This is a genomic window from Paenibacillus contaminans, assembly GCF_003285015.1.
In the GTDB taxonomy this organism is placed as follows: domain Bacteria; phylum Bacillota; class Bacilli; order Paenibacillales; family NBRC-103111; genus Paenibacillus_V; species Paenibacillus_V contaminans.
Genome location: NZ_QMFB01000013.1, coordinates 247,968 through 270,714, shown reverse-complemented (window position 1 = coordinate 270,714; position 22,747 = coordinate 247,968). Strand labels below are relative to the sequence as shown.

The 22,747-nt window shown below is 52.6% G+C and carries 15 protein-coding genes; 14 read left to right on the top strand and 1 reads right to left on the bottom strand.

Annotated elements, in window-relative coordinates; all coding sequences use genetic code 11:
* Positions 1 to 785 precede the first annotated feature (785 nt).
* The 14 genes from DQG23_RS22320 (at position 786) to DQG23_RS22255 (ending at position 20,663) form a co-directional block, all read left to right on the top strand.
* On the top strand, positions 786 to 1,946 hold the full coding sequence (locus DQG23_RS22320) for an extracellular solute-binding protein (RefSeq protein WP_113033094.1): 1,161 nt from the start codon (positions 786 to 788) through the stop codon (positions 1,944 to 1,946).
* Positions 1,947 to 1,970: 24 nt separating this feature from the next.
* Entirely contained in the window at positions 1,971 to 2,339 is a 369-nt protein-coding gene (locus DQG23_RS22315; RefSeq protein ID WP_113033093.1) for a hypothetical protein, read from the top strand.
* Positions 2,340 to 2,740: 401 nt separating this feature from the next.
* A complete protein-coding gene (locus tag DQG23_RS22310) occupies positions 2,741 to 4,624 on the top strand; it encodes a hypothetical protein (protein ID WP_113033092.1) in 1,884 nt (627 codons plus the stop codon).
* Positions 4,625 to 4,647: 23 nt separating this feature from the next.
* Positions 4,648 to 6,042 (top strand): sialate O-acetylesterase, encoded by a 1,395-nt coding sequence (locus DQG23_RS22305; RefSeq protein WP_113033091.1) that lies wholly within the window; start codon positions 4,648 to 4,650, stop codon positions 6,040 to 6,042.
* A 191-nt stretch (positions 6,043 to 6,233) separates the two neighbouring features.
* Positions 6,234 to 7,961 (top strand): sensor histidine kinase, encoded by a 1,728-nt coding sequence (locus tag DQG23_RS22300; RefSeq protein ID WP_113033090.1) that lies wholly within the window; start codon positions 6,234 to 6,236, stop codon positions 7,959 to 7,961.
* Positions 7,954 to 9,630 (top strand): response regulator transcription factor, encoded by a 1,677-nt coding sequence (locus DQG23_RS22295; protein WP_113033089.1) that lies wholly within the window; start codon positions 7,954 to 7,956, stop codon positions 9,628 to 9,630. Before DQG23_RS22300 ends, DQG23_RS22295 begins: the two co-directional genes overlap by 8 nt.
* Before the next feature lie 103 nt (positions 9,631 to 9,733).
* On the top strand, positions 9,734 to 11,425 hold the full coding sequence (locus tag DQG23_RS22290; RefSeq protein WP_113033088.1) for an extracellular solute-binding protein: 1,692 nt from the start codon (positions 9,734 to 9,736) through the stop codon (positions 11,423 to 11,425).
* Positions 11,426 to 11,511: 86 nt separating this feature from the next.
* The gene (locus tag DQG23_RS22285) at positions 11,512 to 12,411 is read left to right on the top strand and encodes an ABC transporter permease (protein ID WP_113033087.1); all 900 of its coding nucleotides are present in this window, start codon (positions 11,512 to 11,514) and stop codon (positions 12,409 to 12,411) included.
* Positions 12,412 to 12,428: 17 nt separating this feature from the next.
* Positions 12,429 to 13,307 (top strand): carbohydrate ABC transporter permease, encoded by an 879-nt coding sequence (locus tag DQG23_RS22280; RefSeq protein ID WP_113033086.1) that lies wholly within the window; start codon positions 12,429 to 12,431, stop codon positions 13,305 to 13,307.
* A 51-nt stretch (positions 13,308 to 13,358) separates the two neighbouring features.
* Positions 13,359 to 14,228, top strand: a complete 870-nt coding sequence (locus DQG23_RS22275; protein WP_113033085.1) for a sugar phosphate isomerase/epimerase family protein — start codon at positions 13,359 to 13,361, stop codon at positions 14,226 to 14,228.
* 9 nt (positions 14,229 to 14,237) lie between these two features.
* On the top strand, positions 14,238 to 15,428 hold the full coding sequence (locus DQG23_RS22270; RefSeq protein WP_113033084.1) for a Gfo/Idh/MocA family protein: 1,191 nt from the start codon (positions 14,238 to 14,240) through the stop codon (positions 15,426 to 15,428).
* Positions 15,418 to 18,108 (top strand): alpha-L-rhamnosidase, encoded by a 2,691-nt coding sequence (locus DQG23_RS22265; protein WP_113033083.1) that lies wholly within the window; start codon positions 15,418 to 15,420, stop codon positions 18,106 to 18,108. Before DQG23_RS22270 ends, DQG23_RS22265 begins: the two co-directional genes overlap by 11 nt.
* Before the next feature lie 206 nt (positions 18,109 to 18,314).
* Entirely contained in the window at positions 18,315 to 19,286 is a 972-nt protein-coding gene (locus DQG23_RS22260; RefSeq protein WP_113033082.1) for a zinc-dependent alcohol dehydrogenase, read from the top strand.
* A gap of 3 nt (positions 19,287 to 19,289) precedes the next feature.
* Positions 19,290 to 20,663 carry a hypothetical protein gene (locus DQG23_RS22255; RefSeq protein WP_113033081.1) on the top strand — a complete coding sequence of 458 codons (1,374 nt, stop codon included), beginning with the start codon at positions 19,290 to 19,292 and terminating at the stop codon, positions 20,661 to 20,663.
* A gap of 1,016 nt (positions 20,664 to 21,679) precedes the next feature.
* On the opposite strand, the gene DQG23_RS22250 is transcribed toward DQG23_RS22255, so the two are convergent.
* The gene (locus DQG23_RS22250) at positions 21,680 to 22,591 is read right to left on the bottom strand and encodes a LysR family transcriptional regulator (protein WP_158560643.1); all 912 of its coding nucleotides are present in this window, start codon (positions 22,589 to 22,591) and stop codon (positions 21,680 to 21,682) included.
* Positions 22,592 to 22,747 lie beyond the last annotated feature (156 nt).

Below are 22,747 nucleotides of genomic sequence, written 5' to 3'. Positions count from 1 at the left end.
TGTCGCATTTTTTGTACCCGCTACTGGAACTCACTGAAAAATCATTAGTTTGTCAGTGGCCTCCTATTATAGTGGGGATAGAGGCGTGTTTGTTTTCTCATTTAGCGCTTTTTGGCACGATAGTCGAGCATGAAAATGGTTTCGGGACAGCACGTTAATGCCGATTCCCGGCGTAGATGGAAAAACTGCAGTTATTTTTACTTAAAAAATGAAAAATCGGTATCTACATGGAAAACCTACATTTATTTTTGTTGAATTCGTCAATTATTGCCGAAACGACTAAAACTAACTGCAGTTTTTCCACTTAACCGGCTCAAAACCAGTATTTCCTAAAAAATAGATGTACTTTTTCCAGTTACTCTACCACGTAGCGGGGAAGAGTAGCCTTTTGGGACAGCCGCGCATCGTAGTCATAGAAATGATAATTGTATATGATTTTTCGTATAGAATCGTCGGATTTCATGCGAAATGTAAAATTGTATATGATTTTTCGTATAGAATCGTCGAATTTCATGCGAAATGCTAAATTCTATATGAATTTTCATATACACCATTCCACAGTGAACGTTAAAACCTCCGCAGCAGGAGACCACTCTTAGCCGGGCAGGTGCTAGGTTACGATCTTTCGGTACGCGTGTATGGTTGATCCGGAAAGCGTCTTCGGACAACTGAAAAACAATCGTGAATTCCGGCCCTTCTTTTGTTCCTTTATTTTTTGCTCTGACACGTTATGTCAGACCGGCTGTTATATGATAATTCCAGAAACATGAAGGGAGAGATAGGTGATGAGACTTTTGGTAACGGCAAGCGACGATAAAAAATTACAGGTGCTGGAGCTGGCCAAACAAAGATTCGAAGAGAAAAACAGGGGGGCGGTGATAGACATTGAACCTCTTCCGAGAGAGATTTTAGAACAGCGTATGCGGAACGGCAATCCGCCCGACTTGATCGAATGGGACGGCAGTCACATAGGAGAGCTTCTGGACCGAAACACGGTGACGGATCTGACTTCTCTAGTGCAAGATGGGGCGTTCGAGCTGTCCGACTATTATCCTTCCGTGCTGGGAGCCTGCATGAATCAAGGCCGGTTGGGCGCGATCCCGGTTATGGCGGAGGTTCCCGGCGTTTTTTACAACAAGGCGCAGTTCGATCAAGCCGGCGTTCCGTATCCGAAAGAAGATTGGACGTGGGAGGAATTCGTGAAAAAAGCCCGCAAGCTGAACATTTACGATTCCGACGGCGAAGTTATCCGTTACGGCGCTTACCTGGTGCCCAGGCTGCTTCCTGTCGAACCGCTTGCTTGGAGCTGCGGCGGCGCATTTTTATCCGAAGACGGGTCGAAGGCATCCGGCTATTTGGATTCTCCGGCTACCGTCGAAACGATCCGCAAATATTTGGAGATGTTTCATCCGCTGGAGGTAACGCCGTTCGAGGACGTCGGCAAAGATACGTGGATCGCCTGCTTCATTCACCACAAAATGGCCATGTATTACGATGCCAACTGGACGATTAAGCCGATGAGGCCGGAGCATCGGGAGCAATTCGGCGTCGTGATGCCGCCGCGAATGGGGGACAGCCCGTTCCGCAATATTGTGCAAGTGTACGGATATTGCATTTCCGCCCAGTGCTCGGATGCCGGACTGGCTTGGGCGTTTCTGCAGGAGCTTGCATCTCCTCACACCGATTCGGGCAGGGAGTGGGCAAAGCATAATTTGGCGGCTTCGCGTTCGGTCGCCGAAATCAGCGGCCAGCTATCCGATCCTTTGTACAGCCCGTTTCTGGAATCGTTAGCCACCGCCAAACAAGGCGCCTTCGACGTATCGAGCATGAAGCTTTGGGATTTTTGGAACAATGACATCTTCCAGAATTGGATACTCCGGGAGAGCCGTATTAATATAGAAGAACGTCTGAAAAAAATTGCCGAGCAATACGACGATAGTCGATAGAGGTGCCGAAGGCGGGTGAATCGTTTGGGCAATATGCATCGCATTCTTTGGTTTGACGAGCAAGTAAGGTACGGGAAATATCCGAACAGCGGCCATCTGTCGGAGCATTTCGAAATATCCGTCCGGCAGGCTTGCAGGGATATCGAATATTTGACGAATACGCTTAGCGCTCCCCTTGTGTACAATCCCAAAAAACGAGGATACCAATACGAGGATAAAACCTACGTGCTGCCTGCGCTTATGCTGACGGCGTCCGATATTCAGATGATTCAGTCGATCATAGCGCATCTCGAGCAGACTGCTGCCGTTTTTGGGGCAACCGCCTTTTCGGAAAAGGCGGCCGGCTTGCTTCGGCGAATTATTTCGCAGTCTACCTACGAGGACGAGAAGTAGCTGTAGCCGGGTTTCATAAGGATGTATCGCTAGCGTTTAGTGTTCTATCCCTATTGGGTTTAATAGAAAGCGCCAGAGGCTGCCGATTCGGATCGGCGGCCTTGCTTCGTTTAGCATCCTTGCTTCGATTAGCAAGCCATGTTTCGTGTAGCATCCTTGCTTCATCTCGGGACTTTACTTCGTTAACGATCCGGCACGGTTGCCGCCAAGCCGAGAACAACGAAGTAACAGCGAGGACAAAACATTACCCTTATGCGCGTCCAATACCCGCCTTTATAATGAAGCTAGCTTGAACGAGTTCCTATTTCAATTCAAACGGGGGTATGATTGTGCGAATGAATGAGGGAGACAGTCGGGAAGTAAAGGTTAGTAGGAACGGCGAAAAAAGTGAAAAACCCGCAATGATCAGCAGACGGAAGATGATCGGGGTGCTCGGAATGGGAACGGCTGCTTTTATGCTGTCCGGTAAATCGACATTTGCCGCAACTACGCCAACCGATAACTTGAAGCTAAAGCTGACTACGCCGATCGATGTGGACGACGTGAATGTCAATTTCGAGCGGATCGACGAGGAGTTCGGCAGCCGGGCCGTCTCGCCGGATTATTTCAAGGTCGGAACAGGGCCGGACGACACCGATTGCGTTCAAGCGGCCTTCGATTCCGGCAGGCCGGTCATTTTTACAAGAAACTACAACGTTAAATCCGTCAAAATGACGGGCAGCGATCAAAATATCGACTTTAACGGGTATTGGCTGTTCGGCATTTCGGAGAGCACGGATTCGGAAGCGATGAGGGACTGCGTACTTGCGATATCCGGCTTGTATTTGAATATCTACAACATTCGTGTCGGAGCCGGTTTCAAGCCGTACAAATGCGGCATTCACTGGGTTTCGAGAAGCGTGTCGCAACCCGCCGAGCATATTAAAATTTACGGGCTGCAGGTCAATCGTTGTTTGGTGGGGATCCAGTACGGCGCATACCTGGACGATCCGAATCCGCTGGACGCTCCGCAGAGCGAAAATTACATTTTCGGTATTCACTTCCGGGCCGTGCAAAATTGCCTCATCCTCAACCAGCCGAACGGCGTGCTGAAAATCATCGGCGGACTGTTCGACTGCAGTCCGTCCGAATGGGACTCGGTCCCCTCGAGTCCTTATTCCGCGGTAAACGCTTATTGCTTTTATGCCAAGGAAAGCGCTTTGTCCATCGACGCCTGCGAAATTCTCAAGGTTGCAAGCACGGAGGGTTACGGCTTCAAGGGCAATAATTTCATCCTCAACAATTGCTCGATCGAGGTTGCCAGCACTTGGGGGTATATCGACGGCAATGCCACCATAACGCAAAATGACGCAGGCTATCAGGGCGGCATCACGAATAATTTGTTTGAAATCGCGCCCGGAGCCGAAGGCCGCTTAAATCTGAACATCCTTTATGCAAGGCGTGCGCCCGGAATCGTCTCCTCCTCGCACATCATAAACGGATTGGCGGCGGCGCCGAAGTTCCGCGTCAATATCGATAAGGCTTACTTCGGCCAGTGGACGGCGAATAAAGTGACGAGCGCGCGCAGGGAAAACGTGTATCTGCAAAACACGCGCTTTACGAATGTCGTTTCCGGAGTTACCTACGAATCAAACATTAGCGATCAGGACCGCAGTATAAATATTGCCGGAAGCGTGGATACGACAGGGGAAAATATGTCCGCAGCATCCGATACGGCCCGGAAGTCGGATTGGAATATGTATGTGTATTCGGGGACGGGCACCGTGTATTTCCGCCAAAATACGTCGGACCTGCCTGCCGGCTTCCGCTCCTGCATCGAGCTGAAGGTAAGCTCTGGCATTTCCTACATCTACTCCTCCAGATTTCCGGTGTTCGGAGGCGCATCGCTCGTATTCAGCGGCTGGGCGAAATATACGGCCGGAACATCCGAACAGAAGGTATCGGTCGTATGGGTGGATGCGGCAAACAACGTCGCCGGAGAAGACATGATCGTACTCGCCGAGCTTTCGACGTCCGAGTGGAGGCGCATTGTAAAGCCGGTTACCGCCCCGGCAACGGCAGTCCGCGCTTATTTTCAGATCGTGGCCAATAACGGCTCCATCCTGGTTACGGGGCTCGGATTAACGGTAGAAGGCGACTCCGTCGAGCACGCCTCCCTCATCAATCAGATGAATGCCGCGCTTGACGTTGCGGGTGAAGGGTTGATTCTCAGATCGCCTAATAACACGCGTTATAAAATAACGGTAAGCGACGCAGGGGTAGTAACCGCAACGCCTTATCCCTGATCGCCGGCAATTGGAGGAACGACATGCAAATAGGGGCTATCATTGAAAAGGGGCCTATGGATTGGCAAATTATTCAGCAAATGAACGGACAGGCCGTTATTAGCCTATCAGGCAGCTGGACGGCTAAAGACAATGCCGTTGCGCCCCGCGTATTTGCCAGGATCGTCAACGAAGAAACCGGGGAAACGGTCATCCCTTGGAAGAAAAGCGACGATGAAGGGAACGGCAAGTGGAAAATGACGATCGCAAACGTACCGGCCGGGGGATTATACCGGCTGGAAACCTGCCTTAGCCTGAATGCCGAGCATGATCAAGCGATGGAATGGGCTGTACGGGGCGATATGATTCATCATATCGGCGTCGGGGATGTATTCGTGATTGCCGGCCAAAGCAATGCGGCCGGCTACGGCAAAGATCCGGCCTACGATCCTCCGGAAATCGGACTGCATATCCTGAGAAATAACGGCAAATGGGCGCTCGCTTCCCATCCGATGAACGAATCCACGGGGATCGTCCATGAAGCGAACCGCGAAATTTCGAATCCGGGCCATTCCCCTTACTTGAGCTTCGCCAGAAAGCTGAAGCGGGCGCTGGGTTATCCGATCGGGTTAATTCAAACCGCTTGCGGCAGCTCGCCGCTAAGCGCCTGGAATCCGGAGGAGGACGGCTATTTATACCGGAATATGATGGATATTTTGCATTCGCAAGAGGCCGGCAAAGTCAAGGGAGTGCTGTGGTACCAGGGCTGTTCGGATACGGCGGTGGAGGAATCCCTTACGTACCTGGAAAGATTCAAGCGTATGACGACACGCCTTCGCGAAGATTTGGACGATCCCGGGCTTCCATTGCTGACCGTCCAATTGAACCGGTGGGTTCATCCGGTTCATGAGACATCCGACCGGAACTGGGGACGGGTCCGGGAGGCACAAAGACAGGCGGCAAGGCAGATCGACGGCGTTTATGTCGTTCCCTCCATCGACTTCGGATTGTCGGATACCGCCCATATCAGCGCAAGCTCAAACCTTGTGCTTGGGGAAAGATTGGCTCGTAAAGCGTTAACCTATTTGTACGGCAAGCCCGTTCTTTGCGATGCCCCGGATATCGAGGAGGCCGTCAAAACCGGACCTGGCCAAATCAGGTTTCAGTTTACTCATGTTTCGGACCGTTTATTTGTATATCATCAGGGTGCAGAGGAGCTGCCGTTCGTTGCCGAAGACGATGAAGGCTTTCTCCATGCCGTCGGCTTTGAACAGACCGCCCCGCATGCCATTACCGTAACCTTCAACCGGGAATGGAGCGGCGCGTGCCGGGTGCATGGGGCTTTCGAGCAGCATCCGAAGTCGTTTGTTCCGATCGATTTCGCATCTCATCTCCCCATGCTCGCTTTTTACGATATTGCGGTAAAAGAGTCGGAGTAATCCGCCTTCCACTCATCCCATAAGCGGCGGCACATAAGCGCCGCGCACCTACAAAGGGGCAGCCAAATTTCCGGATTTGGCTGCCCCCTATCGGCGATATGCTAGTATAATCGAAGGAACGGGATCGTTAAGCGATAAGCGCGGCGGTCGGCTTAAGAGATTCGTTGACAGAAAGAAAAGGGGATGTGCGGATGAAGCTGTCGACAGTGTTCCTGTTTCGATACGGCATTTTGCAGAAGCTGTTCACGATTTTCCTCATCGTACTTATTCCGATCTTTATTATCGTCTATTTCATGAGCGAGTCGGGCGTCGATATCATCAGGAAGCAAACGTTAACGCTGATGGAACAAAAGTCGGATTATTTCGTATCTGCGACGGATTCGGAATTGGAGCGCATCGCCAAGCTGCAGAAGGATTTGACGGATGATCCGGATCTGCAGAGCATCAGCCTTCGCCCGGATACGCTCAGAGATTACGAGCGCGCAAAAGCGATTAACGATTTGCAGTCCAAGCTGCAAACGATCTCGGAATCGAGCAGGTACATCAAGGAAGCTTTCGTGATCATCCCAAGAATCGAACGGCGCATTTCCTCGTTCTCCGGTATGACGGACATCGATCAGAATGAATTCGCCCGGTTTCAGACCAATAAGGCGTCGGCATCCGGATTGACATCGTTCGATGACCGCGTTTTTTTCGTGCTGGGCGTGCCCTATATGAGCAAAATTAATTTTTTGCTTGTCGTCGAGTTATCCATCTCCAAGATCGGGAGCGATCTTGGCAGCCTGAATTCAACAGGCAACGGCACGGTTTTCATATGGAGCAATGAAACGGACGAGCCCTCGATCATTCCGGCCGTCGGCGCAACGGAAGAAGTCATGCGGTTTAACAGGCAAAGCGCGCAGTTCGAGGGGACCGCTTTTCAAATCGATAATAAAAACTATCTCCGCTTTACCAGAGCGTTCGAATTTCCTGACTGGTCGCTTGTCACGGTCGTCGAAGAAGATCAAATTCTCCTTCCCGTATATGCTTTCAAGGAATGGCTGATGGTTTTGTCCGTCATTTCCGGCATCGTATTCGTCATCGCCTCGTTTTTGCTATACCGTTACATTCACAAGCCGCTGCGGAAAATGATGCAAGCGTTCAAAAAGGTGGAGCTGGGCCAATTCGACACGCATCTTACCCATACGAACAAAGATGAATACTATTATTTGTTCCGCCAGTTCAATCAGATGACCAGCCAGCTCAAAATACTCGTTCAGCAAGTTTACGAGCAAAAAATTCATAGTCAACGGTCGGAGCTTAAGCATCTGCAGTCGCAGGTCAATCCGCATTTTATGTATAACAGCCTGTATACCGTCGCATTGATGGCCAAAGAGGAGGATTACGAAGGGGTCACCTCGATGTCCAGACATTTGGGCGATTATTTTAAATTCATTACGCAGAACAAAGCCGATCTCATCCCGCTCGAGAAGGAGCTGCATCATGCGCAAGTATACATCTCCATCCAGCAAGTCAGATTCGGCGGCAGAATCGATTTCGAATTCCGGCAAGAGGGCGATACCGCTTTATGGGAGGTTCCTCGTTTGATCATTCAGCCTTTTTTGGAAAATGCGATCATGCACGGTCTTGAAGACATTCGCCAAGGCGGACGTCTTCAGGTACGCACATTCGCCGGCGTAAACAGCTTAAAGATCGAAATGGAAGACAACGGCAAAGGGATGCCGCAGGATAAACTCAAGAAGTGGCAGGAAGGAAGCATCATCCCCGACGAATGGGAAGACCATGCGTTATGGAACGTGCATCGCCGGCTGCGGCTGCGCTATGGGGACAACAGCGGGGTCAAGCTGTTAGCGAACGAGAACGGCGGCTTGACGGTCATTTTGCTAATTCATAGGGAAGGCGGCATGAAGGATGAATAACGTATTGGTCGTCGACGACGAGCCGATTATTTTGGAAGCGCTCTACAATACGCTCACGCGGATGGAGGACCATGAGCTCATCGTCTGGAAGGCGCCTTCCGCCGATGAGGCCATCGAAATTATGAAAAGCAGCCGCATCGACATCCTGATGACCGACGTGCGCATGCCGGGAATGTCGGGGCTCGAGCTTGTCGGTCTCGTCCGCAAGCAATGGGAACGCTGTAAAATCATTATTTTATCCGGGTATTCCGATTACGAGTATTTGCAAACGGCACTTCAGCAGAACGTGTTCGATTATTTGCTGAAGCCGGTTGACGAGGAGGTGATCGTCGAGACGATTACACGGGTTATTACGGAGATCGAATCGAATATGCACGTGCAGGAGCTCATGACGAAAGCCGAAAGCCAGCTTCAGAGGGCGCAGTCGCTGCTGCATAGGGATTTCTCGGAAAAGCTGTTTGCAGGAGAGCTGTACGCCGAAGGGACGATCGCCGAATCGCTCGAGATGCTGAAGCTTCCGCTGCGCTGCGACCTGGACGTTATCGTCGTCGTCGGAAGGACGGACCGCTGGCCGCGAGACTACCTGCTGAAGGAAAAGCTGCTGATGCACTACGCGATCCACAATATCGTGAAGGAGTATTTAAGCAGCGCTTGCCGGATCGTTACCTTTATCGAGAACGGATACATGGTTTGGCTGATTCAAGGCGCGGAAGACGGCAGCCGCGAGGATCAAGATCTCATTACGCTGCACTGGTACATTGGCGAGATGCTGGAAAAAATACAGCAGTCGATACGCGATTACCTTAAGCTGCCCGTGTCTTTACTGCTGTCCAAACCGAATATCGGCTGGCCGTCGATCGCAAATACGTTCAAGGAAATGTGCGCTTGGCTGCAGCGGGGTATCGGACTTGACGAGGAAATCATCTTCATCGAGCGGATCGACGAAATGAAGCCGAGCCACGATAGCGGGGAGCAATCGTTTGCCGACATCAAGCGGAGTATGAGCCACCTGCAAAATTTGCTGGAATCCGGCAATGAAGACGCCTTTATGCAGGAGTTTGCCGATTTTTTCCGTGCCGTGCAGGAGTTCGTGTTTTTGGAGTACACCTTGCAATTGGAAATTTACGCGAACCTGTCGTGGATGTTCCTGACCTATATCAACAACCGGAAAATCTCGCCGTTTATCGAAGAGGATTTGGCGTATTTGTCCAATTACGGCCTTTTCGCAAACTGGTCCGAGATGGAGGCTTGCTTTTTGCGGCTGGCCGCTCGGCTGTTTTCGCTCGTGCAAGGGGAGAACAAAAGCCAGAAACAAGAAATCGTCGATAAAATCGATGCCTATATCGTCGAATCTTTTTCGTCCGAATATTTTTCGCTCACCCATCTTGCCAAGACGTTTCAGCTCAGCACGTCCTATTTGTCCCGGCTGTACCATTCCGAGAAAGGCATATCCCTCACCGAGCGGATGAAGCAGCTGCGCATGACGCGGGCCAAGGAGCTGCTCCTCATCGAGAACAAGAAGATTCAGGAGGTCGCGCTTGAGCTGGGCTTTTACAACGTTCCTTATTTTTCGAAATTTTTCAAAAAAAATATCGGCATAACGCCCCAGGAATTTAAACAAAAATACGCGATGGCCCCGGGAGGCGGCCCGTCCGGGCATGGACAATAAATGACGGGTCACATCAAAACATTACTCTTGTTGGTCTAGGCCGACTCTTATAAGCTTGTAGTAACACACCGGTGTGAAATGTCATTGAGGGGGCTTTCCAGCAGTGAAAAATCGAACGGGTAAGCGCATAGCAATAGGATTGATGAGCGCAATCATGATTCTTCTGACGGCATGCAGCGGTAGCGGCGGGAACCCTGCGGACAGCGGATCGCAATCCGGCTCGCCCGCAAGCTCGGCTTCGCCGACCAAAGCGGCTGAAGCAGCCGACGGACCGCTGGTGAAGTTCGATCCGCCCATCGAGGTGAAAATAGGCAGAACCGGGGACGGGTTAAAGTTCGAGCCCGGACAAGACATCAACAAAAACCTCGTCTCCGATTTCTACGAGAAGGAACTGGGCGTAAAATTTATTAACGAATGGGTCGTCAACTGGAATCAATACGACAGCAAAGTGAACGTCGCGATTTCATCCGGCAGCATTCCCGATATGCTCCAGGTTACCGGAAGCCAGCTCAAAACGCTCGTCGAAGCGGACATGATCGAGGATCTGACGGACGTATTCGCCAAGTACGTAAGCCCGGAAACGAAAAAAGTCATGACGGAAGACGGCGGATTCGCCATAAATGCCGCGACGATCGACGGGAAAATGTACGGCATTCCCAATACGACCCCGGGCTACGGCACTTCCTCCATGCTGTGGGTTCGTCAGGACTGGCTTGACAAGCTGGGGCTGCAGCCTCCCAAAACCGTGGATGAGGTCGTGAAAGTCGCCGCAGCATTCAAGGAAGCGAATCTCGGCGGCGATAAAGGCACTTACGGGTTAGGACTAAGCAAGGAATTGATGAAGGGGCAGCATGTGTTCGGATTGTTCAACAGCTATCATGCCTATCCGGGGCAATGGTATAAGGATGCTAGCGGCAAGACCGTATACGGCAGCATTCAGCCGGAAATGAGAGCGCCGCTGCTTAAGCTTGCCGAGCTGTACAAAGCCGGGCTGATCGATAAGGAGTTCGCCGTCAAAGACGATGCCAAAATGCAGGAGGCTATTATTGCCGGGAAGCTCGGCTTATTTTACGGCAGTTTTGCGATGGGATGGTATTTAAGAGACTTCATCGTCAACAATCCGGAAGCGGTATTGTACGCCTACCCGCTGCCTACAGCGGACGGAGCGCCTGCCAAAGCTTTTCTGGGGCCGACGGCCAATACGTTCTGGGTAGTCAAGAAAGGCTTCAAGCATCCGGAGGCCGTCGTGAAAGTAGCGAACTTCTGGCAGGAGCATTGGTTCACGAATCCGAAGCTTGAGTATTCCACCAATCAGGGAACAGGAATCGCCTATTACCAGTACGCTGTCATTACATTCACTCCCGTTATGGGAGCGGTTGTGGAAAGCAACAATGTGAGAGCTGCGCTCGAGGCGAATAAGCAGCCGGACGAAAAAACGATGACGGCCAACGAGTTCGGCTATTTGAAGGGAATTTACAAGTATAAGGCGAATCCGCTCAATACGAAAGATCCGGAAATCGCTACGAGCTGGATCTATCATACGACAGTGGGAACGCCGAACAGCGGCGCCGAAATTTTAAGCCACTACTTTAAAAATAAATTGACGATCGGTACCGGATTAAAGGCGTCCTCTACGCCGACGATGGCGGAGAAATGGGCGACGCTGACGAAAATGGAAGAAGTCATGATCACGAAGATCGTCATGGGAGAAGCGGGAATCGAAGAGTTCGACAGATTCGTGCAGGATTGGAATAAGCAAGGCGGAGAGCAAATCACGAAGGAAGTCAACGAATAAAAGGGAAGCGTTAAGCGCACAGGGGGTGGTCCTTATGACAACCCCTTCCTTAGCGATGCATGTTTTCAGGAAAGGAGGCTCCGAACATGAGGAAGAAAAAAAATGCGATGAACGTGTCGCTTCATATTATGCTGCTTCCGGCCCTTGTCTTTACGATATTGTTTTCCTATGTTCCGATGGCGGGCATCGTCATCGCGTTCCAGAAGTTTATACCGAATCGGGGATTTTTCAATTCCAAGTGGGTGGGCTGGGATAATTTCACCTTCATGCTGAATATGCCCGATTTCTACCAAGTCATCTATAATACGATATTCATCGCGGTAATGAAAATCGTCGCCGGAATCGTCGTGCCGATCGCGGTCGCTTTGCTGTTAAACGAAGTAAGAAGCAAATATTTTGCAAGATCGGTTCAGACGATGATCTATCTTCCGCATTTTCTGTCATGGGTCATTTTAGGCGGCATTTTGATCGATATTTTGTCCATCGAGGGCGGCATCGTCAATCGGGTCCTGCAGTGGTTCGGCCTGGATCCGGTCTTTTTCCTCGGCAGCAACGAATGGTTTCCGTTTACCCTTGTTTTGTCCGACGTATGGAAGGAGTTCGGGTTCGCCACGATCGTATATTTGGCCGCGCTTACTTCAATCGATCCCACCTTGTACGAAGCGGCGTATATCGACGGCGCGAACCGCTGGAAGCAAACCTTGCACGTGACGCTTCCGGGCATGGTGCCGATCATCGTTCTGCTGTCCGTGCTTAGCTTAAGCAATGTGCTCAATGCCGGATTCGAGCAGGTTTTCATTTTATATAGCCCGGCCGTTTATCAATCCGGCGACATCGTCGATACGCTGCTGTACCGGGTCGGATTCGTGGAGGCGCAATACGGCGTCTCGACAGCCGTGAGCTTATTCAAATCGTTCATCGGCATGCTTCTGATCGCGACGTCTTACGGGCTCGCTTACCGCTATGCCAATTATCGAATTTTCTGATTGAGGGTGATCGCAGCTTGGTAAAGTCAAATAGCGTTTCCGGCCGAGTCGTCCGTGTCTTTATTCACTTCCTATTGATCGCGCTGGGGATCCTCTGCCTTTTGCCGTTCGTTCATGTGCTGGCTTTTTCGTTAAGCAATCCCGGCAAAGCGGGCGCAGGTTTAGTCACGTTATGGCCGGTCGGATTCAATCTCGATGCGTATACGTATATTTTGCGCGAGCCTAAGTTTATGGACGCTTTCTGGATTTCGGTGCAGCGGGTTGTGCTGGGAACGCTGATCGGTCTGTTATTCACTGTTATGACGGCTTATCCGCTTTCGAAGGAATCGCATAAATTCCGCACGAGAACGTTTTATGTATGGTTTTTCGTCGTAACCATGTTGTTCAGCGGAGGACTTGTGCCGACGTTTATCGTCATCAAAAGTTATGGGCTGCTCGATTCGCTTTGGGCGCTTGTGCTGCCGTCGGCCGTTAACGTCTTTCTGATTACGCTGATGCTTAACTTTTTCCGCGGCCTGCCGAAGGAGCTGGAGGAATCGGCATTCGTGGACGGAGCGGGCCACTGGGTGATTTTGTTCCGGATTTATTTGCCGCTTTCGATGCCTTCGCTCGCTACAATCGCTTTATTCACGATGGTCAACCATTGGAACTCCTGGTTCGACGGGTTGATTTATATGAACAAAACGGAGCACTATCCGCTGCAAACCTACTTGCAATCGATCGTCACGAATCCGGACATGAGCCGAGTCGCCAATCTTAACGAGCTGCTTAACGTTTCATCACGAACTGTGAAGACGGCCCAGCTGTTTCTCGGCATGCTGCCGATTATTATCGTGTATCCTTTCCTGCAGCGGTTTTTCGTCAAAGGAATCGTGCTGGGAAGCGTGAAGGGCTGACGATTGCTAAGAATGACACCAAATAACGCAAATGATAAGGAGCTGAGGGGAATGAACGTTTTTAAAGGAAAAGTTGCCGTTCACGGCATCACCTGGGGACATGATTACGAGAAAAGCTTCGAGGAAGCGGCGCTGCTCGGCTATCGCGCCATTGAGCCTTGGCCGAGTTATGTGTTTCAGTTCGAAAACCGCGAGGAAGAATTGCTGGAAGCGTTGAACCGTTACGGCCTCGAGCTGACCGGCGCGTACGGCGGGGCGGCAGGCATTGCCGGACGCCGTTATGGCGATTCTGCCGTGCGGGAAGACATTATCGATTACAATGTCCGGCTTGCCCGTATTTTGTCCAAGTGCGGGGCGAAGCACATTGTCAGCGGCCCGGGAGTACCCCGGAACGGGAAGACCGAGCCGGAAGAAATCAGACAGGCCGCGATCACGATCAACGAAATGGCGAAGCGGACATTGGAATACGGCGTAAAGTCATGCGTGCATCCCCACCTTTGGACGGAGCTGCAGGACGAAGACGAGCTGGACGCGCTGATGGCGCTTTGTTCACCCGAGGTATACTTTGCGCCGGACACCGCGCATTTGACAGGTGCGGGGATGGATGCTGCCGCCGTGATACGGCGCTACCGGGATCGCGTATCCTACGTGCATTTGAAGGATTTGACTTCAAAGGACGCAAAGCATGAGGATTTTCCGATGCTGCTTGGCAATGAAGCATTGCCCGTATTTTGCGAGCTCGGACTCGGGACGATCGATTTCGGGCCCATCCTGGACGCGCTGAACGAAATCGGTTATTCGGGCTGGCTCACTGTCGAGATCGACCATTCCACGAGCACCCCGCTGCGCAGCCTGGAAATATGCCGTGATTTTGTCGAGCAGAAGCTAGGTATTCCGATCCGGGATGCCGAGCGAAAGTGAGGGAACGAGATGTCCAACATTGCAGTAATCGGCTATGGCTCGCAAGTCAAGAGGCTGATCGGCATTTTGCTGGAGCAGGACACGGAGAGCCGAATCGCCGCAATCGCCGATCCGAGGCATGAAGCGATTAAGCGGGACATGCAGGCGGAGGGCGTCGAGACGAGCGGCATCCGTTTTTTTGAATCGGCGGATGATATGCTCGATAGCGGGAAGTACGACGGCGTCATGATCGGAACGAGATGCTCGCTGCATACGCCGATGGCGATTAAGGCGCTGAACAGAGGGCTTCCGCTTTATTTGGAGAAGCCCGTTTCGACGACGATGTCCGATCTGATATCACTTCGCGGCGCTTACAGAAGCTCCTCCAGTCCCGTCGTCGTCTCGTTCCCGCTGCGGGTGACCCACCATGTCAGGCTGGTGAAGGAAATTGTCGACTCCGGCAGGATCGGTACGGTAGAGCATGTGCAGGCTGTTAATAATGTGGCTTACGGCAGCGTATATTTTCATAACTGGTACCGCAACGAAGAAGAAACGCAAGGGCTGTTCCTGCAGAAGGCGACGCATGATTTCGATTACATCAATCATGTGTTGGGGATCAGGCCGGTTCGGGTATGCGCGATGACTTCCAAGCAAATTTTTAAAGGCGACAAACCCGCCGGCTTGACATGCGGCGTTTGCGAGGAGCGGGAAGTTTGTCCGGAAAGTCCGCAAAATCTTCGCAAAGCGGGCGAGCAGCCGTTCGGGGATAGCTGCAGTTTTGCGGAAGATACGGGCAACGAGGATTCCGGAAGCGCGCTGGTGCAGTACGAAAGCGGCATGCATGCGAGCTATTCGCAAAACTTTTTTGTAAAGAAAAAGGCGGCATACCGGGGAGCGAGATTTATGGGATACAAAGGTACCGTCGAATTTGATTGGATTTCCGATCAAGTGAGGGTGTTTATGCACCATACGCCGCGCGTGGAGACGTATCAGATCGATTCGTCGGCAACGGCCGTCGGCCATGGCGGAGGCGATCATATGCTGATGGACAATTTTGCACGATTGATGAAGGACCGCGGCGCACGATCGATTTCACCGCTGGATGCGGGGCTTGAAAGCGCGCTGCTCTGCTTGAAGGCCAAAGCTTCCGCTTTGACGGGATGCTTTCAGAATATCGCATGGCCGGACGAAGAAGCGGAGGCTGACCGGAATGGCCGCTAATAGGAGTTCCTCGTATACCGTCTTTGATTTGCGCGTGAACGAGCACGATACGCCGTTAGGGATAGACGATCCGAATCTTTTTTTCTCTTGGAAAATCGGCAGCGCCGAACGGGGCGGCAAGCAAACGTATTATAGAGTAGCCGTCGCTGCAAGCGAAGAAGCGCTCCGGGACGGTGCTGCTTTCGTTTGGGACAGCGGCAAGCGCAAAGGATGTCCGCTGCGGGTTCCTTATGAGGGAGCTCCCTTGTCCCCGGGCACCCGGTATTGGTGGAAGGTGGAAAGCTGGAATTCGCATGGCGGGCCTTCGGAATCGGCTGTTGCGTATTTCGACAGCGGCCTTCTGCAGAACGATTGGAAAGCGTCGTGGATATGGAAGGCGGGGGAGACGCAAATAAACGACTTCGCGTATTTCCGCAAGGAAATCGAGCTTCGTCTCCCCCTTTCTATAGCGAAAATATATATTTCGGCCCATAACCGGTATCAATTGTTTGTAAATGGAACAAAAGTCGGCGGCTGCGGCAGTCCCGCCCCGTCCCATCCGTTTAAACGCAAATATTACCTTGGCTATGACGTCACCGGGCTGCTTAACGCCGGGCGCAACTGTTTGTCGGCCGTCGTTCACTACCTGGGCGGCGACGGTCAAAATTATGTGAACGGCTTGCCCGGCTTGCTGCTGCAAATGGAAATCGGCTATACGGACGGCAGCCGTGAAACGATCGTTTCGGACGCGGCTTGGGAGACGCTGGACGTTATCCCGCACCGGATCGGCGCGCCGTTCCAGCAGTTTCGCAGGTTATCCGCCATAGAGGACTACGATGCGGCGAAATTGCCCGAAGGCTGGATGGAGGCGGGATTCGCCGAAGGCTTCACCTCCGGAGCAATCGTTGCGGCCGAGCTTGAGTCGTTGGCTTGGTTATTGAAATGGCAGCAAATCCCCGAGGGGATCGAGGAGAGAACGATCATTCCCGCCGCGGCGGGCGTACAGGAAGCGGGCTGTCAAGTGTTCGACGCCGGTCTTATCGTTTCGGGGTGGCCGCGTTTCAAGCTGAAAGGAATTCCGGGCGTTACCGTCCGGCTGAGATATTCGGAGGATATGGATGAAGCGGGATACGTGAAGCACAACGTCGCCAACGAGCTGTCGGAAAACTACTACGACCTATATAGGATGCGCGGATCGGAGCTGGAGGTTTGGGCGCCGGACTTCTCCTACAAGGCGTTCCGGTATGTGGAGATCACCGGTTATCCCGAGCTGCTGTCCGCTGACCGGCTGGAGATCGTGTCCGCCCATACGGCCATCGTTCATGAAGGCGGTTTTCATACTTCTGACGAATTGCTCGGCGGCATTTACGATGCGTGCATTCAGACGCAAAAAAACAATACGCTCGGGCTGCTGACCGATTGTCCGCACAGGGAGCAGGCGCAATTTCTGGCCGACGCCGATCTGCAGGCGGAGACGCTGCTTTATCACTTCGGCGGGGCGTATCCCGTTATCGAGAAAGTATTGAGCGATTTTGCGGACGGCCAGCTGGCTAACGGGACTTTCCCGTGGGTGTTTCCGTCAGGCTTCGATTACCCGGGCTTCAGCGGCTGGATTCCGGAATGGGATTTGCACTATTGCACGCTGCTCTGGAAGGGGTATGAATGGACGAATCACCTGTATTTGCTGCAAACGTATTACGGGCCCGCCAAGCGGATGCTTGAATTTTATCTGGATCGGGCCGATCCCGTCCTTGGGCTTATTCCGAAATCGACGGAGCCAACGGATTGGCATATCAGCGATCACCCGTATCAGAACATCGATCAGAACGGCCGCTTCCTGACCGTGCAGAACGTCAAAATCAAGCATGCGGCCGATTTGCTCGGCCAAATGGCGGAGGAGCTCCGCCTCGTAGAGGAAGTCGCTTATTTGAAAAAACGTTCGCAGTTGCTGCAGCAAGCAATCCGCACGCATCTGTACGACTCCGTTCATAAACGTTTCGCGGATTGTTATTTGTCCGGGCAAAGCCATCAAGGCACGAATGTCGTGGCGCTGCAATACGGTATCGTTCCGGTCGAGGATCGGGAGGACGTACTCGCGTCAATCAAGCGCGAAGGTCTCGATTGCCGGACGCTGCTTGCGCTTAACCTGCTCCGGGTGCTGTTCGATAACGGCGCCGAAGCGGATGCTTTCCGGCTTCTCCATAAGAGAGATTATCCCGGCTGGGGGTACATGATCGAGCGGGGAGCGCGTACGATCTGGGAAGGCTTCGACGATATCGAGTCGCACTGTCATGCCTGGAACGCTTATCCGGCAAGACTGTTCGTCGATTATTTGGCGGGCATCCGGATGGCGGCTCCCGGCTGGGACCGCATTCTGATCAAGCCCTATATCCCCGAGGGTATCCGGTTTATCGAAGGCTCCGTCGTTACGGGCAGAGGGCGCGTACGCGCCGGATGGGAGGCCGCTGAGGGCAGCTTGCTTCTCGAGGTCGACATTCCTCCGAATACATCGGCGGACATTCAGCTATCGCTTCCGCCGGCCGGGTGCTCCTGGAGGTTGACGGAATCCGGCGGGGACATTTGCTCCGATCTCGGAGTTTCGGACACGAAAAGGAGCTTTATTGAGGTCGGGGATTGTTCGGACAGCATCGTTCTAGGGCTCGAATCGGGCAGCTACCGGTTTGCGCTTAGCTGGAGGTAAGCGATTAGGGGATGATGCAAGCCGTTCTAGCAGGCAAGGGGCGAAGTGAAGTTCCGGCAAGACGTGCGAGGGTTGACAGCCTCCGTGTGACCGGGCATCGGACGCTGGGAGGCGCGCGGTGCGGAAAGCATTATTTCGGTACCGAGCCGAGCCGGAAAGCGCAGCGCCCCCGTATACATACTAATAAGCGGATGGAGGACTGAAACGTGTCGGACACAATGAAGATTATGCAATTTGCCGGCGTAGAGCGGATGGAGCTAATAACGGTACCCGTTCCCGAGCCGGGACCGGGTCAGGTGCTGGTGAAGGTTAAGGCGGTTGCCACCTGCCCGCAGTGGGATATGCATATTTATTACGGCAAGCCGATGGTAGACAACCAGCCGCCGATCCCTTATCCGTATACGCCCGGTCAGCCGGGGCATGAAATGACCGGCGTTATCGTGCGGACCGGAGAGGGCTGCAGCTTGCCCGTCGGACGGACGGTCAGCGCCTGGCGGGATCAGGGTCACCACAGATACGGCTGTTATGCGGAATATGTCGTCATGGACGAGGTCAATGTGCTTCCCGTACCCGAGGATCTGCCGTATGCGAAGGTCGTTTCTCTGGAGCTTGCGATGTGTGTGGCCGCAAGCATTCTGCGGCTGAGAAATACGGTCGGCATTCGAGGCAAGAAGTGCGGCGTGAACGGTCTGGGACCTGCGGGCTTGATCGCCGTGCAAATGATGCTGGCCGAAGGCGCTTCGGAAGTGGTCGGCATCGATCCTAATGCCGAAAGACGGGAGCTCGCCGTTTCGTTAGGCGCTTCCGCTGCTTTCGAGCCGGATGATGAGTCGCTTGCTCTTCGAGGCGAGCCCGGATGTTTACAAGTAGCGATCGATTGCGCGGGCTTCCCTCAAGCCGTCGCTTCTCTTATGGACCGTACGGACGAAGCGGTCGTGTTGTTCGCAGTGAAAAAAGCCGATTATATTTTGCGCCATTACACGCTGACGGTTATCGGTTATCCGGGCCATTCGAGGGAAGCCGCGGAGTACGCGCTGCGCTTGATCGAAGAGCAAAAGCTCGATATGAGTCCGCTGAACAGCCGCGAGCTTCCTTTTGAACGTTATGAGGAGGCAGTCCGGCTGCTGCGCAGTCAAGAGGCTATCAAAATATGCTTCGTACCGGAACTGGGGGAATGACCAATGACAAATTCGAAACTGCTGCTTGGCAAAAGCCGCATCGATATAACTCCGGACAAGGACACGATTCTGGGCGGAGCGACGATCAGCGGTAAAATTCGCGTGGATTATATTAAGGACCCGCTTTATGCGAATACGGTCGTTTTTGTCCGGAACGAGCGGAAAATGGCTGTCATTACTTTGGATTTGCTTATGATCACCCGCAAATATGTAGAGCTGATACGCCATGAGCTGCAAAGACGCTGGGGCTTCGACCCGGATGCCGTCATGATTCATGCCACGCAAAATCATAAGGCGCCGTCGCTCGGACATTTTAAGATCAGCGAAGATTACAAGGGAATCCCGAAGGAGCTGGATTGGCTTAGAGGAGGGGATGAACGTTACCATCCCTATGCGGTGGAACGGATCATAAGCTCGGTGGAAGCCGCACTAGATTCGCTCGAGCCCGTGAAGATCGGCTGCGGCAGCGGCGTCGAAGGCAGGCTGGCGTTTAACCGCCGCATGGTCATGAAGGACGGCTCGATCAGCATGCCTAGTGCGGCTGGCCCCGCCGCACAGATGAGCCGTTATGTGGAAGGGCCGATGGATCCGGATGTCGGCGTAGTCGCTTTCCAAGGCGAATCGGCGCCGATTTCCGCCCTGCTGCTCCATTACACTTGTCATCCCGTCCATCAGCTCGGGCAGTTTTTCATTTCCGCAGACTGGCCTGGGGCTTTGGCGAACGAAATGAAAGCGAGTTATGGGGAAAACTGCGTCTCCGTCGTGCTTAACGGCGCTTGCGGCAATATCAACCCATGGGATCCTTATGCGGATCAACCGCTGAACGACGCGGCGGTGATGGGAAATCGGCTTGCCGTATCGGTTAACCGCGTTATCGGGGATATAAGCTTCCGTGACGATGCGGTGCTGGACTGGAAAATCGTTCATATCGATATCCCCCTGCGCAAAGTGAACGAAGGGGAGTTGGAGGCGGCTCGGCGTTATATTGCGGACAATCCGGAGCCGGGCTGGCTGAACGACGTGTTTCTTGACGATAAGTGGGTGTATGCTTCGGGTATGCTGGATTTGCATGAGCAGGTTGAGCGCAACCCGATATACCGTTATGAAATCCAGGTGCTGCGAATCGGAGAAGCCGCGCTAGTAGGATTGCCGGGCGAGCCTTTCTCCGAAGGTGGGCTGGCCATCAAGCTGGCCTCCCCTTCGCCGTACACGATTATTGCCCATAATACGCAATTTGCCGGCTATATCCCGACCAAGGAAGCGTTTCTCAGGGGCGGGTACGAGACGACGACGTCCAATTGGTCCAAATTCGTACCCGATGCGCTGGATCGGATCGTTGAGGCTTCGATCGAAACGTTAAAGCAGGTATTCGAGTAACAGTCGGGAATGCAGCCGGTTTTCCTTAAAATATCAGTATTATATGTTTCATAATTACTTAAGTCTGATATTTCACCGGTAAACGCGCCTATCCTTTAGCATATGCTTACGAAGTCGCTTTCTTCGAAAGTGTTTAGGACGGCGAAGCCGTTTGTCCTTGTAGATAAAGTAAACACGCCAGTACTTTAAAGGACTAAAAAGCCCTTTATGCCTACGCTGCAATTAAGGCTCTCCAAAAGCTGTAGTCCGAAATAACCCACATGGAACAAGGAATCAAGGTTGGCCTTACGCTGGAGTCCGATTTTGCCGGCTTGGAAAACGGATTTACCGGTGTGCCGATTAAAATACCCGCAGCAAGCAGGCGTTTCCGGAATACAGGCGGGGAAAGGAGGCCGTACTCGATTACAAATGGGCAAAATCGGACTCCGGCGCATGTAAGCAACGAGCGAGGATGGGCAAGTTGTCAGATGAAGCGGCAGCAGACCCTCGATCGCTTAGAACCGTAGATTGACAAAACGTGCACGCCAGCTGCCGCCTGTTGAAAGGGAAAACCGAGCCTGCTGCTATTTGGGGGAGTAGGGCTGGATCCGCCGATGCTCTTAATGGAAAACATACAGTTATTTTTCGGAGTTTTGCTTGATTCGCAGATCTTAATGGAAAACCTACAGCTAATCGGACCGAAATCTTCACAATACGGGGAAATGCCGAAAATTACCTGTAGTTTTTCCAGCTAAACAGCTTTTTTCCGCCTTTTACCCAAATTTAGCTGTATATTTTCCAGTTAGGGCTCGTTCGCCCCATTCTTCCTGCCTTGACGCCCCGAACCACTACCTCCCCCAAGCGCAAACGTATCGCCTTGCACCAAAGGACCGTCCGTGATTTTCGGACGGTTTTTCTTAAATTGTCAGAAAGTATATCCTCCACTGATTGTTCCAATTCCCGGTAAACGCGTTCGTCCTTTAAGCTTATGCTTACGAAGTCGCTTTCTTCGAAAGCGTTTAGGACGGCGAAGCCGTTTATCCTTGCTCCATAGCGCTAATATAGGCTAACATATAGTCCAAAAATTGTTGGCAAGCGCCGGAGCGGGCTCGGTCCTGCCGCTCGATCCAGAGCAGCTGCCGCTGCAGCGGCGGATCGATCGGGACGATGAGCAGTTCGCTGCCGATGCTTGCCTCGTTTTTTTGCCACATCCGGTAAGCGTTGACCGGCACCAGCGCGACTCCGAGGTTGGCGCGGACGAGCTCCTTGATGACATCGTACTGATGAACGACGAGTCGAACCTGAGGCTGGATAGCCAACTGCGTGAAGATCGGCAGGATAAAGCTCTCGTACCACCGATTCATGGTAGAGAGGATCAGAGGCTGCTGATGAAGCTCGACAAGGGGGACGCAATCTCTGCCGGACCATGGATGGCCGGCGGGGATTAATAAGCCGAATTCCTCGACATGCAGCGGGAGCTCGCGTAATTGCGGGTGTGAGACGGGAGCGGTTACGATGCCCGCTTCCATATGATGTCCGATCACCCAGTCCAGAACGGTTTCATTCAACCCTTGCTCGATTTCCAAATCGATCGAATCGTTACTGCGTACGAACCCCGGCAAAAATTGCGGAAGCAAATACCACACGAACGTCGGGTACATGGCCAGCCGCACGTAGCCGCGTCCGGAAAGTCCCAAATCCTTGATGCTCCGGCTGGCCATCTCCCAATCCGCCAAAATCCGCTCGCAATGAAAAAGAAGCATACTTCCCGCTTCCGTCAGCTTGATGCCCCGGCCTGTCCGTACGAAAAGCTCGGCGCCGATTTCGCTCTCGAGCCTTGCCATTTGCTTGCTCAGCGCAGGCTGCGCGATATGAAGCTCCTGCGCCGCTTTGGTGAAATTTCCGAGTCTGGCGATGCATTGAAAGTATTGCAATAATTGAATTTGCATGTGCTTCACCATTCCTAAACGGTTATTTCAATAATCGTTTATTTGCGTTGTTAAATAAGAGATTTATATATAATACGATATTCCATTTTGATTATATCTGTAATGACTAATATATATTGGACGCTACCCGCTGTCAATTCTAGAATGAGGGTGCAG

What these genes read in the sequence shown, in the direction of transcription:
- DQG23_RS22275 (WP_113033085.1), top strand. Translation starts at nt 13,359, where the DNA reads ATGAACGTTTTTAAAGGAAAAGTTGCCGTTCACGGCATCACCTGGGGA.
- DQG23_RS22270 (WP_113033084.1), top strand. Translation starts at nt 14,238, where the DNA reads ATGTCCAACATTGCAGTAATCGGCTATGGCTCGCAAGTCAAGAGGCTG.
- DQG23_RS22295 (WP_113033089.1), top strand. Translation starts at nt 7,954, where the DNA reads ATGAATAACGTATTGGTCGTCGACGACGAGCCGATTATTTTGGAAGCG.
- DQG23_RS22265 (WP_113033083.1), top strand. Translation starts at nt 15,418, where the DNA reads ATGGCCGCTAATAGGAGTTCCTCGTATACCGTCTTTGATTTGCGCGTG.
- DQG23_RS22300 (WP_113033090.1), top strand. Translation starts at nt 6,234, where the DNA reads ATGAAGCTGTCGACAGTGTTCCTGTTTCGATACGGCATTTTGCAGAAG.
- DQG23_RS22250 (WP_158560643.1), bottom strand. Translation starts at nt 22,591, where the DNA reads ATGCAAATTCAATTATTGCAATACTTTCAATGCATCGCCAGACTCGGA.
- DQG23_RS22305 (WP_113033091.1), top strand. Translation starts at nt 4,648, where the DNA reads ATGCAAATAGGGGCTATCATTGAAAAGGGGCCTATGGATTGGCAAATT.
- DQG23_RS22310 (WP_113033092.1), top strand. Translation starts at nt 2,741, where the DNA reads ATGATCAGCAGACGGAAGATGATCGGGGTGCTCGGAATGGGAACGGCT.
- DQG23_RS22320 (WP_113033094.1), top strand. Translation starts at nt 786, where the DNA reads ATGAGACTTTTGGTAACGGCAAGCGACGATAAAAAATTACAGGTGCTG.
- DQG23_RS22285 (WP_113033087.1), top strand. Translation starts at nt 11,512, where the DNA reads ATGAGGAAGAAAAAAAATGCGATGAACGTGTCGCTTCATATTATGCTG.
- DQG23_RS22255 (WP_113033081.1), top strand. Translation starts at nt 19,290, where the DNA reads ATGACAAATTCGAAACTGCTGCTTGGCAAAAGCCGCATCGATATAACT.